Below are 16705 nucleotides of genomic sequence, written 5' to 3'. Positions count from 1 at the left end.
CTTCGATGTAAAAGTTGGAAGTTTAAAAATAAATGATGCTTTACTCATCACTAAGTAACCCTTCCTCCTGCAAGCCCTCAAGCGCAGCTTGATCAGGCAGCTGATCTTCTGGCACTTCATCATCAGCAGTCGGTCGGGCAAATGCTGCGAAGTTGCTTGCGACTGCATCGATACCATGACGACTTCTTGTTGCCTCAAGATCTTCATCGCTCGGATCATCCAAGACTGCGGTGGATTTAGCAGCAGAAGCTGATGGCATTTCAACAGTGTAATCAGGACGAAGATTTTGCATTCTTCTATACCCTGCTGGATCCTCAGCAAGAATGTCAGGATGAGGCCCTGCCTCAGCCCTTAATTCCTCCTCAAAACCACTAAACCCAGTTCCAGCTGGAATTAGTCGACCAATTATCACATTCTCCTTAAGTCCTCTAAGCCAATCACTCTTACCCTCAATAGCAGCCTCTGTTAAAACACGTGTTGTTTCCTGGAAAGACGCAGCCGAAATAAAACTATCTGTATTTAGTGAAGCCTTAGTAATCCCCAATAAAACTGGTGTGAACTCTGCAGGCGCACCTCCAGTTATGGACATCGCCTGATTGGTATCCTCCACCTGTCGTAATTCGATCAACTCTCCAGGTAATAAAGTTGTATCACCTGCATCTTCAATGCGAACCTTACTAGTCATTTGGCGAACAATGACCTCAATATGCTTATCGTCAATAGCAACTCCCTGTGATTTGTAGACATTTTGAACTTCATTGACGAGGCAATGTTGTAGTTTTGCAATCGCTTCCTGTGCTGCGTCCATTAAAGGCTTACGTCCTCGCAAGTCTTCGAAGAAACACTCAAGAAGTTCATGAGGATTTATTGGACCATCAGTAAGCAGCTCTCCAGCATTTACTTGCTGTCCATTGCTAACCATAACGTTGCGACCTAAGAATATTGGATATTCGCCAATCGCATCATCAGTCTCAATAACAGTTACTACAACTGACTCATCATCTTCTTCTTGCTTAATTTCAACAGTTCCCGGATTTTTACATAGGATTGCTGACTCTCTTGGACGACGAGCCTCCAATAGCTCCTCAATACGAGGCAAACCCTGCACAATATCTCCTGTTTTCTGACGTTCAAAAACTAGTAAGGCCAATCCATCTCCTCGTTGAACAAGATCTCCATCTCTAACATGCAAAACAGAGTCAGGAGAAACCATATAAGGTCTACCAAGACGAAGAGTTATTGAATTATTTTTTACCGACTCAACTTCACCACAACACTCAGCAAGCTCTTCTTTAGCAAGGGGCTCACCATCAACTAATCGCTGACCCACTGTGACCAAGGGCTTATCTTTGGTAGTCAAAGTTACTGTGTCTTCTTGTCTTTCAACAATTAATCGGCGTATAGGATCGCCCTCGTGAACGTCTGGCAATTGAACAACTCCTTCTTCTTTACAAAGGATTTGAGTAGTAGCAACTACATCTCCAGCCTTAACTGTTTGGCCATCCTCTACCTGAAGTTCGGTATGAGTAGAGCCATGGCTGGAGTCAGACATTGTGTCTCTACGGACCAATATGCTTTCAAGTATCACCAACCGAAGTCTGTCAATTGTCTTGGCTCGGTGATCTTTAACAGCCTCAACATCAACTGTCATTTGTGGTGTGGTCTCGAATGTCTCCAAAATGAGTTGGGTTTTTAGCAACTCGACACCTTCAACAGATTTAATTAACTCGCCATCTTTAAAGGCTAAACGTTGAGTAGCTTTTAGTCCTAAAGATGGTCCCCTTTCTTGTTTAACATGGGCCAACTCTGGAAGTTGCGCTTCATCGGGTATGGAGTACTCCTCAACAGGTCTTAATAAAAGACCCGATCCTTCTGGAGTTTCAACAGATTGCACAAAAACCATCTGATCTGCCTTGATGCCCTTTGCAATGGACTCGCCAGGGTTGACCATCTGACCTTCATCTTTAAACCGTTCTAATGACTTGGCTTCTTTGCAAAGGTGAAAGCTACCGCTTCGAACAATGATTTCTCTCAAAATATCATTCTTCTGAGCGACAGTAACGATACCTGCTGTCTGACTGAAAATATCTTTTACGACTTCTGTTCCTGCCTCAATCCATTGACCATCTTGAATCATTAAGAGAGAAATATCCTTATTGATTTCATGCGTTTCTTGAGGAATCCACAATAAGGTTCCTCCCTTGCTTACCTCAAAACCATTTTTCGCTGTCCTAGCCTTCTTAATAGACAAACCAGGGGCAAACTTTGCAAGGCCTCCGGTTTTTGTCCTAAAACGATCATCAGCGAGTTCTGCAACAACCTCCCCACTTCCAATTTTACTGCCAGGAATAGTGTTCAAGCGATATTGCGTGCCATCTTTAGCCTCCAAATGCCAAATCTCGCCAGAGTGAGTGCTCTCCTCATGAAGTTTAAAATCCTTCAGAGTCATTGACGTCGTGACAATCTGTACCTCTCTAGAATCTCCAATAGAGTCACGAAGTCGAATCTCTCCTCCAAACTCACTAGCTTGACTGGCTTCTGCTAAAACTTGTCCTGAACTGGCCTTGACATTTCCCTTAACCACAGGATGAGCATTGGGTGGCAAGTTATAAACATCTCCCGCTAGAACCCAAAGTCGACCTAAACGTTGTGCCTTAAGAGTAATATTCCCCTGTCTATCAGTAACTTCTTTTGGTTGAATAACTGTTTCATAACGCACCTGTCCCGCAAGGTCACATATCACATCTTTAGTTGCTTTCTCAACACTCTTCTGGACTGAACCAGCGGCAATTTGAGCAAGCGTTACATCAGCTTGTATCTCTTGCGCATCATCAACAAATAATAATGAGCCATTAATGATTTCTATTTTCTGAGGCCTTCCCTTTCCACTTGGTTTAACCGTAAGTGTGAAATCAACCTCTGCTTGCTGAGCTTCAACACCATGAGGCGTCCGATATCCTCTAACACGTGCTTTTGAGCCAAACTCAACTTTTCCAGCAACCTTGGAACGAACCACACCAGTCTCAGCTGTTGAAACTCCACCGGTATGGAAAGTTCTCATTGTCAATTGAGTACCGGGCTCTCCAATAGATTGTGCAGCAATAATCCCTACTGCTTCGCCAAGGTCAACTAGCTCATTATGAGCTAGAGCCCATCCGTAGCATTTCCTGCAAACTGACCTCATAGCCTCACATGTCAAAGGAGATCGAACACTGACGCTCTCTAAACCAGCCTTTTCAAAAGACTTAGAAAGTTCTGGATCAATCTCCCGATCACGCTCAGCAACAGTTTGACCATCTTTATCCACTACCTTCTCCGCTGTTAAACGGCCAACCAAGCGATTCCCAAAACGTCCGTCCTCAGCCTTAACAAGGATTGAACGTGTGGTACCACAATCTTCTTCTCTAACAATTACATCCTGAGCAACATCAACGAGGCGTCGAGTTAAGTAACCTGAATCAGCCGTTCTTAGGGCAGTATCAACCAAGCCCTTTCGTGCTCCATAAGAAGAGATAACGTACTCTGTGACTGTTAATCCTTCCCGAAAGTTTGTTCGTATTGGAAGGTCAATAATCTCACCTTGCGGATTCGCCATCAAGCCACGCATACCTACCAACTGCCTAACCTGAGACATGTTTCCGCGTGCCCCGGAATTAGCCATCATCCAAACTGAGTTCAGAGGATCGTTCTGATTAAAATTTTTCTTTACTGCATCAACCAATCTTTCATTAGTTTCAGTCCAAGTGTCAATAACCTTTGTATGGCGCTCAACCTCGGTAATTTCTCCCAAGCGATAGCATTCCTCAGTAGCAGTAATTTGATGTTCTGCCTGACCCAGTAAATCTTGTTTGGCCTCTGGAACTTTTAGGTCATCTACGGAAATAGAAACAGCCGCTTGAGTGGCATAACGAAATCCAAGATCCTTTAAGTTGTCAGCCATAGCTGCTGTGGCAGCAGTGCCATGAGTCTTATAAGCCCATGCAACTAATTGCTTGAGCCCTTTTTTATCAACTACACGATTAAGAAATGTTGGAGGAGTCTTCGCCAAGGCTGGTGAAGCACTTACAGAAGCAGCTTTTTTCTTAGATCCCTTTGAACTCCTAGAGCCCTTTGTTGACTTGCGAGACTTAGTTGAAGACTTGCGTGTTTTAGGTGTTGAGGATGTCATTGCTGCGAATTAGTTAGAGTTTGAAGAAATAAATAGGAAGAGAAAAATTAAGTTGTTGAGACTGCATCAATAATCGTGTGATTCATAACAACCCTGCCGACCGTAGTGAGGATATAACGACTAATTAAAGCCCCATCGCCATCTAAACGATCTCTTCGCAAGGTCCATTGTTCAAAACGTGTCCCATCGCTAAGCACCTCTGCCTGAAGAGGTGCTTCAAGTTCATCATCATCTTCAACTTCTCCGTTAAATCGGACCCAAACCCAGTCATGCAAACTAATCCTTTTATCTTCAAAAGCATTAATGACATCGTCTAAGGCTGCAAACGTTCTAGATCTATCGCCAAACTTTGGCTTGCTTGCCTCTGGCTCTAACGCTGTCAAATAATAAGATCCAAGAACCATATCTTGAGATGGGGTAATGATCGGTTCTCCTGTAGCAGGGGAAAGAATATTGTTGCTTGCAAGCATTAACATTCTTGCTTCTGTTTGAGCCTCAATCGCTAAAGGTACATGGACTGCCATCTGATCCCCATCAAAGTCAGCATTAAATGCGGGGCAAACCAATGGATGCAACTGAATTGCACGTCCATCTACTAATTTGGGCTCAAAAGCCTGAATACCTAACCTATGAAGAGTTGGAGCTCGGTTTAAAAGTATTGGATGACCTTCAATCACTTCTTGTAAAACCTGCATCACCTCATCGTCTGCTCTCTGTATAAGTTTCTTCGCTGCCTTTATGTTATTTACAATATTTTGACGGATTAATCTATGTATAACAAAAGGTTGGAATAGTTCTATTGCCATTTCTTTTGGCAATCCACACTGATGCATCTTTAACTTAGGCCCAACAACTATGACAGAACGACCAGAGTAATCGACTCTCTTACCTAATAAGTTTTGACGAAATCTCCCTTGTTTACCCTCAATAATATCGCTCAAAGATTTGAGAGGTCGATTATTTGCACCAACAACTGTTCTGCCTCTTCTTCCATTGTCAATCAGCGCATCTACTGCCTCCTGAAGCATCCTTTTTTCATTTCGAACAATAATTTCAGGTGCCAATATTTCTTGCAGGCGAGCCAAGCGATTATTCCGATTAATAACCCTCCTATAAAGATCATTTAAATCAGATGTTGCAAAGCGTCCTCCGTCCAGCTGAACCATAGGTCGCAAATCTGGAGGGATAACTGGAATTGCATCCAAAACCATCCACTCAGGAGAAGCATTGGTCGCTATGAAATTATCAATTACTCTCAAGCGCTTTATCAGCTTAGCTCTTTTCTGACCTTTGCTGGAGGAGATATCTTCCCGCAGTTGCTCTGCAATTTGAGCAAGATCTAAATCTTCAAGTAATTGTTGAAGTGCCTCAGCGCCAATTCCAACTACAGGTTCATTCTCAATCTCAGAATCTTCAGCATAGATTTCATCTTCAATTTCTAACCATTCATCTTCTGTGAGAAGTTGTTTATACTTAAGCTCCTTATGGTCACCTTGATCCAACACAACATAGCAATTGAAATATACAATTTGCTCAACATCACGCAATGGCATATCAAGCAAGATTGCTACATAACTTGGAATACCCTTTAAATACCAAACATGAGAAACAGGAGCAGCTAATTTAATAAAGCCCATCCGATGACGCCGCACTCTACTTTCAGTAACTTCTACACCACAACGTTCACAAACAATGCCCCGGTGACGAACTCTCTTATATTTTCCACAATGGCATTCCCAATCCTTAGAAGGACCAAAAATCTTTTCACAGAAAAGGCCATCCATTTCAGGCTTAAGTGTTCTGTAATTGATAGTTTCTGGCTTTGTAACTTCTCCAACAACCTGGCCATTTGGGAGCGTTCGCTGTCCCCACTCCATTACACGATCTGGTGATGCCAAAGTGATCTTTACGTAATCAAAATGATTCTCGGTACGTAAGTTGCTGTTTGTCATGGAAGAAGTAGTTGCTAATGAAAACGAAGTAGAGAATTAATTAAAAGTGTCTAGTCATCGTCATAATCAGATACTCCTAAAGATTCATATGTTGGACGACTAGGAGTACTCCTCCTCGGATTGACATCTTGCATTAAATCAACCTCCTTACCTTCGTCTGTATAAACTGCAATATCTAGGCCAAGTGATTGAAGTTCTCTCATTAACACCTTGAATGATTCGGGAGTGCCAGGTCTAGGGATTGGCTTTCCTTTCACAATCGCATTTAAGGCCTCATTTCTTCCCTGCATATCATCCGATTTCACAGTCAGAAGTTCCTGCAAGGTATATGCGGCTCCATAAGCCTCAAGAGCCCAAACCTCCATTTCCCCTAAGCGCTGCCCACCTTGCTGAGCCTTACCTCCAAGAGGCTGCTGAGTTACTAATGAATATGGGCCAGTTGAACGAGCATGAATTTTGTCATCTACCAAGTGAACTAATTTCAAAATCTGGGCATAGCCCACTGTGACTGGTTGATCAAATGGCTCTCCGGAACGACCATCAATTAGCTGGAGCTTTCCAGGAGTCTCTGGGTTGTAAACCCATTCTTTGCCTGGTTGTCTAGCAGCTTCTTTTAAATACGCCTCTACGGTTTGCTGGGATTTTTCAACCCCATACATTTCATCGAAAGGGACTACCTTTACTCGGCAATCAAGATTAGCCGCTGCCCAACCCATCAAGCATTCAAAAACCTGACCTACATTCATTCTGCTAGGAACCCCTAAAGGGTTGAGCACGATGTCAACGGGGGTGCCATCAGGCAAATAAGGCATATCTTCTCTAGGAAGAATTCGACTAATAATTCCTTTGTTGCCATGGCGTCCAGCCATCTTGTCACCAACTTGAATCTTTCGTCGTTGAGCCACATAAACCCTGACCACCATGTTTGCCCCAGGAGGAAGCTCATCTCCCTGTTCTCTGGTATAGATCCGTACATCAACAACTCTTCCACGTTCTGTACTAGGTACTCTCAGAGAATTGTCTCTAACATCACGAGCTTTCTCGCCAAAAATAGCTCTTAGCAGCTTCTCCTCTGGAGGCTGATCAGATTCCCCTTTCGGAGTGACCTTACCAACTAAAATGTCTCCGCTTTCGACAAAGGCACCTATTCGAATAATCCCCATCTCATCAAGACTTCCCAGACTTTCTTCTGCAACATTTGGAATCTCCCTTGTTATCTCCTCAGGGCCAAGCTTTGTCTGTCTAGCCTCAATCTCATATTTCTCAATATGTACAGAGGTATATAGATCATCCTTAACTAGGCGTTCACTTACAAGTATTGCATCCTCATAGTTATAACCTTCCCACGGCATATAAGCGACTAAAACATTCTGTCCGAGAGCAATTTCTCCTCCTTCACATGCCGATCCATCTGCAAGTACCTGGCCTGTAATTACAGGGTCTCCTTGATGAACTATTGGCCTTTGATTTAAACAAGTATCTTGATTTGAACGCTGATATTTCTGCAAATAATGAGTATGGTCTTGTCCATCCTCATCACGCACAGTAATAGCCGTTGCATCTACAAAAGTCACATGGCCACTTACCTTTGTGATAGGAACCATCCCAGAATCCCGAGCAACTTGTGTCTCTAAGCCAGTTCCAACTAAGGGGCGTTCAGGTCTTAAAAGTGGTACTGCCTGACGTTGCATATTTGATCCCATGAGCGCTCTATTTGCATCGTCATGTTCAAGAAAAGGTATTAACGAAGTAGCAACCGAAATGACCTGCACTGGCGAAAGTTGAACATAATCAACTTGCTCTGGAGGAACTTTCTCAAAGTCCTGGCGATACCTAACAGGGATAAGCTCAGCCAATATTTTACCTTCACTATCTGTTGCTACATCACCAGGAGCAACTCTACATTCATCTTCTAAATCTGCTGAAAGATAAATTGGATCACCCTTTTTATTTACACATCCATCTTCAACCTTCCAAAAAGGTGTCTCTATAAAACCATATTGATTAACTCGAGCATGTGTTGCCAAAGAATTGATTAAGCCAGCATTTGGTCCTTCAGGAGTCTCAATAGGGCATAAACGACCATAGTGAGAAGGATGTATATCTCTAACTGCAAAACCTGCACGTTCTCTAGTTAAACCACCAGGTCCTAAAGCAGAAATACGCCGCTTATGGGTTAACTCAGCAAGAGGATTAGTCTGATCCATGAATTGACTAAGTTGGCTTGAACCAAAAAACTCTTTAATTGCTGCCACCAGAGGTTTTGGGTTTACCAACTGAGCTGGAGTAAGGGAATCTGTCTCGCCAACTGTCATCCTCTCTTTAATGATTCGCTCAAGGCGATTCAATCCAACTCGGACTTGGTTTTGAAGAAGTTCACCAACAGAGCGAACTCTTCTATTACCAAGATGATCAATATCATCTAAACTTGCGCCACCAATATCTAACTCTAAATTAATCAGATAATCTATTGTAGAAAGAACATCTTCATGTGTAAGTGTCCGGACTGAATCAGGTATAGTTAGCCTTAATTTGTTATTAATTTTATAGCGGCCAACACGGCCTAAGTCATACCTCTTTGGATCAAAAAATCTAGCCTGCAGAAGTTGTTGGCCACCCGTAACAGAAGGGGGCTCTCCTGGACGGAGCTTCTTATATAGTTCCAATAAAGCCTGATCTTCAGAACTAATGCCTTCATCATTAGCCGCCTCAATAGACTTCTTATAATATTCAGGATGCCTAAGCTTATCTATAACATCATTATCAGAAAGGCCCATTGCACGCATTAAAACATGGGCATTTATTTTCCTTGTCTTATCTACTCTTACATGTAAAAGATCATTCTTATCTGTTTCAAATTTTAGCCATGCTCCTCGATTAGGAATCACACTCGCATTATAAGTTCGTCGTCCATTCTTATCTTGTTCATCTTTAAAATAAACACCTGGACTACGTACAATTTGATTGACAATAACTCGTTCTGCACCATTAATAATGAAAGTTCCACGTTCAGTCATTAGAGGCAACTCGCCTATAAAAACCTCTTGTTCTTTAATTTCACCAGTTTCCTTATTAACTAAACGACAAGTTACATACATTTGAGAAGCAAAAGTCGCATCTCTTCTCTTAGCCTCCTCTACATCATGTCTAGGGCGTTTTAACCTGTATTCACTGCCTATAAAATGAAGTTCTAGCTTGCCAGTGTAATCAGTAATCGGCGAAAAACTTTCAAGTTCTTCAATCAGACCTTTATCCAAAAACCACTTAAAGCTAGCTCTCTGCACCTCAACCAGATCAGGGAGGTAAGTTGCGGTCTTCGCGACCTGAATGGAGCTTCTGCTCATGCTGGAGAAAGGCAGTTGAGAAGTGTTGAACAAGCTGGTAATCGATGGCCCCTTTAACCCGAAGCAATCCCAAAAGCAGATCAACCCCTCTTCTCCTTGGAGAAGAGGGCTTAATTGCAAAGACTCAAAAATCTCGGGTCAGAACGGCTAACGTCGACAACGAACCAGATGGGGATGAACCTATTAAAGGAGGTAAGTACGCAGGATGTCCTGCGTTATCACCAAACCAATTAATTATCCTACCCGTTTAAGGGTCATAAAAGTAAGACTTTTCAATTACTCAAGGAAGTTCAAACAAATTTCTAGCATTCTTTGTGCTTTGCTTAGCAATGGTTTCAAAGGATTGCCCTCTAAGTTCAGCAACTCTTTTTGCTACACACTCAACAAACGCGGGTTCGTTACGTTTCCCCCTCCAAGGGACTGGGGCAAGGAAAGGGGAATCAGTCTCTACCAAAAACCTATCTTCAGGGACTTCTCTCACACATTCATGAACAAGAGAAGCCTTAGGGAACGTAACGATTCCACTAAAACTAATAAAAAAACCAAGATCTAAAAACCTTCTCATCTCTTCTGGCGTCCCTCCCCAGCAGTGCATAACCCCTTTTGGGCAAAGCCCAGAGCAGTTGCGATGTTCAAGCTCTTTAAGCATTGCCTCAGCTGCCTCACGGCAATGAATAATTACAGGCAAATCCAATTCCCCAGCCAGATCCAGCTGAGGTCGTAAAACTTGAAGCTGCTCTTCAAGGTTGCTCTCCCGAAAAAAATCCAAGCCAAGTTCTCCTATCGCAACCACGCGATCATCTTCTAGAGCAGCTGTTCGTAAAACTTGCAAAGTATTGCTATCCCAATGCTGCGTATCTAAAGGATGGACACCTACTGAATATCGCAATTCTGAAAAACGATCTGCCAATGCTCTAATCGCTGGTATTTCGTCAGGTTCTACACAGGCATGGAGAAGACTCACCAGCCCTGCCTCCCGCCAACGTTTGGCGACGTCCTCTAAGTCATCATCAAAGTTCTTGAAAACGATATGACAATGACTATCTATGAGCTGGGGATTTTCCACCTTGTTTATGAGTAAGCCTTCAAAACTCTATTCTGACTATGGGATCAAAAAATTCAAATATAGAAATTTACTCTCTAATACAAAACTCTTGAGGTCTATGCAGGGTCCAAAGCCTGCTTTACAGCTCTACTTAGTCTTGCTTTTTGGTGAGCCCCTGCATTCCTATGAAGTACACGGCGCTTAACGGCTTTATCAATCTTGCTAAAAGCCGCATTCATACTTTCTTGAACACTTGCCTTAAGTTCATTACCAGGCTTTTCAGCATATTCAGTGCACGCAATGAAACAACGCTTCATCAATGTTCGCACTGCCGACTTATAGGTCCTGTTCTCCAAACGGTTTCTTTCCGTAATGAGAACGCGCTTCTTGGACGATTTATTATTGGCCACTGAGGCTCTACTAGTTCGAGAAACCAATACCTTAACAGCAGCAATGCGCAAAATGACAGCAAAGCTAATCAAAGAAGAACTAGGTTGATTTCATAACGAGTTTGCTGCGCTCGCTAAAGCAGCCATTCAAGTCCAAAAACATTCTCCAGCATGATCAATTGTGTTAAGGATTTGGACCAAGCAAAGCGGAAACTGAAAAGCCTGTCCGCGCGAACCAGCCCAGAGTCCCAAAAAGCTGCCATTAGTACAGTGGTAGAAATCCTAAATAATGTCCAAAAAGAAGGGGACAAAGCGCTTATTAGCTATACAGAGCGCTTTGACGGATTTCATCCAAACCCATTAAAAGTACCATTTGAACAACTTGAAATAGCATGGGAGACAACTCCATCTAGCCTTAAAAAAGCTCTTGAACTAGCAAAAAATAGAATTGAAGATTTTCATCAACGGCAAAAACCAACTGATCTGAACTACACAGGCATTCATGGTGAACGGTTAGGAAGAAGGTGGCGACCTGTACAAAATGCTGGGATTTATGTTCCTGGAGGAAAAGCGTCTTATCCAAGCACTGTTCTAATGAACGCTATCCCTGCACAAGTTGCAGGAGTAGAGCGCCTAATAATGGCTTCCCCAGCAGATCGAAATGGTTATGTAAACAAAACAGTTCTTGCCGCAGCACATTTAGTTGGGATCAATGAACTCTTTCGCATTGGAGGAGCTCAAGCAATAGCTGCGATGGCATTCGGTACAAGGACAATCCCTAAAGTTGATGTCATCAGTGGTCCTGGAAACTTATACGTAACACTTGCCAAAAAAGCTGTCTACGGTGAAGTAGGAGTCGACTCACTAGCAGGTCCTAGTGAAATATTAATAATAGCCGACCATACAGCTGATGCTGAACATGTTGCTTCTGACATGCTTGCTCAAGCAGAGCATGATCCTCTAGCGGCTTCAATACTTCTAACAACGGACCCTACTCTTGCGAAGGCAATACCAGAAGCAATTAAGCAACAAATGTCAAATCACCCCAGAGCAGAAATTTGTAAATCATCACTTGCAAATTGGGGACTAATAGTTATCTGCAAAACTCTTAACGAATGTACTTATCTAAGCAATTTGTTTGCACCCGAGCATCTTGAATTATTAGTCGAAAATCCACATGCAATATCAGAAAATATTAATAATGCTGGAGCAATTTTTTTAGGAAATTGGAGTCCGGAAGCTGTAGGAGATTACCTTGCTGGACCGAACCATACTCTTCCAACATCTGGCACAGCAAGATTCTCTGGGGCACTAAGTGTAGAAACATTCTTAAGGCACACATCTTTGATTGAATTCAATGCAGAAGCCCTAAATGCAACTAGCTCCGCAATAAGAGAATTAGCAAATAGTGAGGGACTTCATAGTCATTCAGAATCCATCAGACTCAGAACGGAAGAGAATTTCTAAGTAGCTAGATTCAGAGAGTTCACAACAACTGAATCCTCATTTATTTCGCCCACTAAAACTTCATTTACAAGATTAACAAAGAGTCCATTCTCTAAGACCCCTGGGATGTTATTTATCTGGCATTCAAGTTCTTTAGGCTCACCTATTCCACCGGGCATTCTTAAATCAAGAACAAGGTTCCCTTGATCAGTAACTACCGGTCCTGCCTTACATTTAGCCATTCGCAAGTTGGAATCCCCTCCTATTGCCTTTAAAACAGTTTTCACCTGCCGCCAAGCACCAGGCAAAACCTCAACTGGCAGCAAGAAATCCATATTCAATCTTTTTACGAGCTTAGTTGAATCAACAACAACTACAAACCGCTCTGCCCTACTAGCAACCAATTTCTCCTGAACATGACAGGCTCCTCCTCCTTTGATCAAATTAAAAGAAGGGTCTACCTCGTCAGCACCATCAATTGCTAAATCAATTTTACTGACAGCATTAAGGTCAAGCAAAGGAATGCCGAGTTCGGCTGCCATTACTTCACCTTGAAAAGAAGTTGTAACACCAACAATGTCCTTAATTTCTCCCTTGGACAACTTGGAGCCAAGGCCTTGAATCATCAAACCAGCTGTAGAACCTGAACCTAAACCTAAGACCATCCCATCTTGAATTTGCTCAAGGACTTTCGAAGCGACTGCTCGTTTCATTTGGAGTTGAATGTCGACCATGATTTGATTAACTAAATTGCGAATTACGAGACCGTAGCAAGAGTTCAAGTCCCACTTGGTAATGGCGCAGGTCTCACTGACAAAGTCAAGTCTGAGCCATTACGAATGATCTTCAAAAAAAGAGGGGTGCCAATTTTCCACTCATCCACCTTCTCAAGCAATGTCTGAGGATCGTCAACAACGACCTCATCTGCCTGAATTACAAGATCACCCCTCTTTAGTCCGGCCTTTTCGGCAGGGCTGCCCGGAAGAACTGTTTGAACAAGGGCTCCAGACCTTTCTGGAAGTTCTAACAGTGAATTTGGATCACTATTATGCTCCTTAGCAATTCTGGGCGTTAAAGGAATTAACTGCACACCCACATATGGATGAATCACTTCCCCATCCGAAAGCAGTTGTTCTGCAACTCGACGCGCCAAATTAATAGGTATTGCAAAGCCCAAACCAGCACCAGGACCAGAACGAACCAGGGTGTTAATCCCTATAACCTGACCACTCTCATTAATTAATGGTCCTCCTGAATTCCCTGGATTAATCGCTGCATCAGTCTGGATAAGATCCAAACGTTTATCAGAGAATCCAAGGCTATTTATATTTCGATGCAGGCTACTGACTATTCCAAGTGTCACTGTACTTTCAAGCCCATATGGAGTTCCCAAAGCTATTGCCCAATCTCCAACTTCAAGAGAATCGGAATTTCCAAGAGGAGCTTTTTTAAGACTTCGATCTTTATCAAGTTGAACAAGAGCCAAATCAGTTACGGGGTCTGTTCCAAGGACAAGACCATCTAATTGATCTCCATCAGGGAAAGTCACAATGACACTATCAACACGCTCAACTACATGTGCATTAGTCAAAACAAGTCCTTTCTGATCGATAACAAAACCAGAGCCTTGTCCCCTCTCATGCTCTAAGCCGTTTGGCTCTCCCAAAAGATCTCTTAGAAGGGGGTCTATAAGAGTTGGATCAAAAGGTTGTCTTTCAAATACTCTTTCAGTATCAATTCGTACAACTGCAGGAGCAACATCCTTTACTGCGTCTGCGACAAAGCTATGTCCTTGAGGCGACTCATCAAAAGACAAAGCTAATAATGGTTGCAGAGGCCAATAGAAAGACAAAGCAAAAAAGACAAATAAGCTCATTGCTAAGCGAAGCAATGAAAAAATTTGCTTCTTTAAGGTTGCGAAGAGAGACATTGCACCAAACTAAAGGAAACTGCTTTGCACTGAGTTAGGAAGTCCCAGTAATGGGAATTTGGGAACATAGGCATTCTTAAAAAGTGAAATCAAAAGCAAATTGTCTTTAACAATGACTTAATTCATGCAATCAAGTAGATTTACTGAAGCCTGGCAGGCGCCTCCCTAGGGAGACAGGTCAAATCTGAAGCCGGTCGGGCTGCTAGAAGTCCGACACAACACCTCTTGCCTCATTCTCTGCTAGCGGATCTGGAGAACATCGCCTCGTCTACAGCTGCCAAAAACGGCTTTGATATTTGTGGTGTGCAAATACTGACCCATGCCATGCCCATGACCTTACAGATACAAATACGCTTGCTAGAAGGAAGAGATGTCTCTCTTGATGACTGTGCAAGATTTAGCAAACCTATGGAGCAAGCTATAGAGGCTTCCGAACTTTTCCAAGAGAAATATGTTCTAGAAATAAGCAGTCCCGGTGTTGGAGTTAACTTGCTAAGTGATCGTGACTTTGATTCTTTTAAAGGCTTCCCTGTTGAGGTTTGCCATAAAAAGACCAATGGCTCAGAAATTTGCAAAGCAGGTCTTTTACTGAAGCGATCTGCTGAACATGTTCACCTAAACGTAAAAGGGCGCATCGATCGAATACCCCGAAAAGAGGTCATAACGGTACATCTAACACAAGCTAAGGTCTCATAAACCTAACTATCTAGCTCAATCTTTATCCAAAGCCTCAATGGCACTAGTAATTCTCCCCGGCCTCAACAATCTGATCGAAGACATCAGTGAGGAAAAAAAACTTCCTCCACCAGTTGTGGAAGTTGCTCTTCGTGAAGCCCTATTAAAGGGCTATGAAAGATATAGAAGAACTCTTTATATCGGGATCAGTGAAGACCCTTTTGAAGAGGAATACTTCAGCAACTTTGATGTTGGTCTTGATCTAGATGAAGAAGGATACAGAGTTCTAGCAAGCAAAATAATTGTTGAGGAAGTTGAAAGTGAAGATCATCAAATTGCATTATCAGAAGTTATGCAGGTTGCTGAAGATGCGCAAATAGGAGACACAGTTGTCCTTGATGTCACGCCAGAGAAGGAAGATTTTGGAAGGATGGCAGCAGCAACCACAAAGCAAGTTCTAGCTCAAAAGCTCCGGGATCAGCAAAGACGAATGATTCAAGAAGAATTTGCGGATCTTGAGGATCCTGTACTAACTGCAAGAGTTATACGCTTTGAACGTCAATCAGTAATTATGGCAGTCAGCTCTGGACTTGGCAGACCAGAAGTAGAAGCCGAACTCCCAAGAAGAGATCAACTACCAAATGACAATTATCGAGCAAATGCAACCTTCAAAGTTTTTCTTAAAGAAGTTAGTGAAATCCCTAGAAAAGGTCCTCAATTGTTTGTGAGCAGAGCCAATGCAGGCTTAGTAGTTTATCTCTTTGAAAATGAGGTGCCAGAGATTCAAGAAGGATCAGTCCGCATTGTTGCCGTAGCTCGTGAAGCAAATCCTCCATCTAGATCAGTAGGTCCCCGAACAAAGGTTGCAGTCGACAGTATTGAAAGAGAAGTAGACCCTGTAGGTGCATGTATTGGGGCAAGAGGCTCAAGAATTCAACAAGTAGTCAATGAGCTAAGAGGTGAAAAAATTGATGTAATTCGTTGGTCCCAAGACGCAAGTCAATACATTGCAAACTCTCTAAGCCCTGCAAAAGTTGAGCTGGTTAGATTAGTGGATCCAGATGGACAACATGCGCATGTTCTAGTTCCACCTGATCAATTAAGTCTTGCAATCGGAAGAGAAGGCCAAAATGTGAGGCTTGCAGCTCGACTTACAGGCTGGAAAATTGATATCAAAAACTCACAAGAATATGACCAATCAGCAGAAGACTCAGCTGTAGCAGAACTAATCGCTCAAAGAGAAGAAGAAGAATCTCTTCAACGGGATGCAGAAGAACGTTTAGCTGCTGAACAAACTGCACGAGCAGAAGAAGATGCCCGGCTTAGAGAGCTATACCCTCTCCCAGAAGATGAAGAGGATTACTCAGAGACACAACTCGAAGAAGAAGAAGTAGCGAATATTTCTAACGGCGATAGTGAGACTGAACAAAAAACCCCCTCAAACGAAGAGGATGGTACCCGGTGAACAAAAGCACCGTCTTGCGCCGTTGCGTAGCCTGTAGGAAATTGCTGGATAGACAGCAACTTTTGAGGGTTATTCGTGATCACCAAGACGGAGTCGTACTCACAAAGGGAATGGGTCGCTCGGCCTATTTATGCCCTTGTGAGGACTGCCTAGAAGAAGCACGACGAAGAAAACGACTTCAAAAAGCCCTGCGTTGTCAGGTGCCGGAAAGCGTTTTCGAGGTGCTTCAAAAGCGACTAAGTCAAAGCATTGATGAAGCCGCTGAGGCAATATGAACCATCGCTCCACCTT

The 16705-nt window shown here is 42.9% G+C and carries 13 protein-coding genes; 6 read left to right on the top strand and 7 right to left on the bottom strand.

Translation table 11 applies throughout. The features are described 5' to 3' along the window. Positions 1 to 40: 40 nt before the first annotated feature. Genes SOI84_RS07640 through rpoB form a run of 3 tightly spaced genes read right to left on the bottom strand, consistent with a single transcriptional unit; the run spans position 41 to position 9464 of the window. Positions 41 to 4168: a DNA-directed RNA polymerase subunit beta' gene (locus SOI84_RS07640; RefSeq protein ID WP_320673946.1), complete on the bottom strand. Its 4128-nt coding sequence runs from the start codon at positions 4166 to 4168 to the stop codon at positions 41 to 43. A 47-nt stretch (positions 4169 to 4215) separates the two neighbouring features. Next, the gene (locus tag SOI84_RS07635; protein WP_320673945.1) at positions 4216 to 6120 is read right to left on the bottom strand and encodes a DNA-directed RNA polymerase subunit gamma; all 1905 of its coding nucleotides are present in this window, start codon (positions 6118 to 6120) and stop codon (positions 4216 to 4218) included. A gap of 50 nt (positions 6121 to 6170) precedes the next feature. Then, positions 6171 to 9464, bottom strand: a complete 3294-nt coding sequence (rpoB, locus tag SOI84_RS07630) for a DNA-directed RNA polymerase subunit beta (RefSeq protein WP_320673944.1) — start codon at positions 9462 to 9464, stop codon at positions 6171 to 6173. Between the two features lie 44 nt (positions 9465 to 9508). On the opposite strand from rpoB, the gene SOI84_RS07625 reads away from it, so the two are divergent. Beyond that, entirely contained in the window at positions 9509 to 9715 is a 207-nt protein-coding gene (locus SOI84_RS07625; protein ID WP_320673943.1) for a hypothetical protein, read from the top strand. Positions 9716 to 9744: 29 nt separating this feature from the next. Here the strand turns inward: SOI84_RS07625 and SOI84_RS07620 are convergent, their stop codons facing one another. Both SOI84_RS07620 and rpsT read right to left on the bottom strand, forming a co-directional pair. Further along, positions 9745 to 10530: a TatD family hydrolase gene (locus SOI84_RS07620; RefSeq protein ID WP_320673942.1), complete on the bottom strand. Its 786-nt coding sequence runs from the start codon at positions 10528 to 10530 to the stop codon at positions 9745 to 9747. Positions 10531 to 10625: 95 nt separating this feature from the next. Then, positions 10626 to 10919, bottom strand: coding sequence for a 30S ribosomal protein S20 (gene rpsT / locus SOI84_RS07615; protein WP_320673941.1), 294 nt, complete (start codon positions 10917 to 10919; stop codon positions 10626 to 10628). Here rpsT and SOI84_RS07610 point away from each other — a divergent pair. Beyond that, positions 10882 to 11007 (top strand): hypothetical protein, encoded by a 126-nt coding sequence (locus tag SOI84_RS07610; protein ID WP_320675493.1) that lies wholly within the window; start codon positions 10882 to 10884, stop codon positions 11005 to 11007. The two genes, rpsT and SOI84_RS07610, sit on opposite strands and share 38 nt — an antisense overlap. A gap of 62 nt (positions 11008 to 11069) precedes the next feature. Continuing rightward, positions 11070 to 12365, top strand: coding sequence for a histidinol dehydrogenase (hisD, locus tag SOI84_RS07605; protein WP_320673940.1), 1296 nt, complete (start codon positions 11070 to 11072; stop codon positions 12363 to 12365). Here the strand turns inward: hisD and rpiA are convergent. Both rpiA and SOI84_RS07595 read right to left on the bottom strand, forming a co-directional pair. Further along, a complete protein-coding gene (rpiA, locus tag SOI84_RS07600; RefSeq protein WP_320673939.1) occupies positions 12362 to 13078 on the bottom strand; it encodes a ribose-5-phosphate isomerase RpiA in 717 nt (238 codons plus the stop codon). The two genes, hisD and rpiA, sit on opposite strands and share 4 nt — an antisense overlap. 44 nt (positions 13079 to 13122) lie before the next feature. Further along, positions 13123 to 14274 (bottom strand): trypsin-like peptidase domain-containing protein, encoded by a 1152-nt coding sequence (locus SOI84_RS07595; protein ID WP_414153586.1) that lies wholly within the window; start codon positions 14272 to 14274, stop codon positions 13123 to 13125. Between the two features lie 225 nt (positions 14275 to 14499). Between SOI84_RS07595 and rimP the strand changes: the two genes are divergently transcribed. The 3 genes from rimP to SOI84_RS07580 are packed head-to-tail and all read left to right on the top strand — an operon-like array spanning position 14500 to position 16689. Then, a complete protein-coding gene (gene rimP / locus SOI84_RS07590; RefSeq protein ID WP_320673938.1) occupies positions 14500 to 14970 on the top strand; it encodes a ribosome maturation factor RimP in 471 nt (156 codons plus the stop codon). A 37-nt stretch (positions 14971 to 15007) separates the two neighbouring features. After that, complete coding sequence (gene nusA / locus SOI84_RS07585; protein ID WP_320673937.1) at positions 15008 to 16414, top strand: transcription termination factor NusA; 1407 nt, start codon at positions 15008 to 15010, stop codon at positions 16412 to 16414. Then, positions 16411 to 16689, top strand: a complete 279-nt coding sequence (locus tag SOI84_RS07580; RefSeq protein ID WP_320673936.1) for a YlxR family protein — start codon at positions 16411 to 16413, stop codon at positions 16687 to 16689. Before nusA ends, SOI84_RS07580 begins: the two co-directional genes overlap by 4 nt. Positions 16690 to 16705: the final 16 nt, after the last annotated feature.

The sequence above is a fragment of the Prochlorococcus sp. MIT 1341 genome (assembly GCF_034092415.1).
In the GTDB taxonomy this organism is placed as follows: Bacteria; Cyanobacteriota; Cyanobacteriia; order PCC-6307; family Cyanobiaceae; genus AG-363-P08.
This window is presented reverse-complemented; position numbering and strand designations above follow the sequence as displayed.

Coding starts and splice junctions, on each gene's coding strand:
- rpiA (WP_320673939.1), bottom strand. CDS start 13,078: ATGGTCGACATTCAACTCCAAATGAAACGAGCAGTCGCTTCGAAAGTC.
- SOI84_RS07640 (WP_320673946.1), bottom strand. CDS start 4,168: ATGACATCCTCAACACCTAAAACACGCAAGTCTTCAACTAAGTCTCGC.
- SOI84_RS07610 (WP_320675493.1), top strand. CDS start 10,882: ATGAGAACGCGCTTCTTGGACGATTTATTATTGGCCACTGAGGCTCTA.
- SOI84_RS07595 (WP_414153586.1), bottom strand. CDS start 14,274: ATGTCTCTCTTCGCAACCTTAAAGAAGCAAATTTTTTCATTGCTTCGC.
- SOI84_RS07625 (WP_320673943.1), top strand. CDS start 9,509: ATGGCCCCTTTAACCCGAAGCAATCCCAAAAGCAGATCAACCCCTCTT.
- rpoB (WP_320673944.1), bottom strand. CDS start 9,464: ATGAGCAGAAGCTCCATTCAGGTCGCGAAGACCGCAACTTACCTCCCT.
- SOI84_RS07635 (WP_320673945.1), bottom strand. CDS start 6,120: ATGACAAACAGCAACTTACGTACCGAGAATCATTTTGATTACGTAAAG.
- hisD (WP_320673940.1), top strand. CDS start 11,070: ATGATCAATTGTGTTAAGGATTTGGACCAAGCAAAGCGGAAACTGAAA.
- nusA (WP_320673937.1), top strand. CDS start 15,008: ATGGCACTAGTAATTCTCCCCGGCCTCAACAATCTGATCGAAGACATC.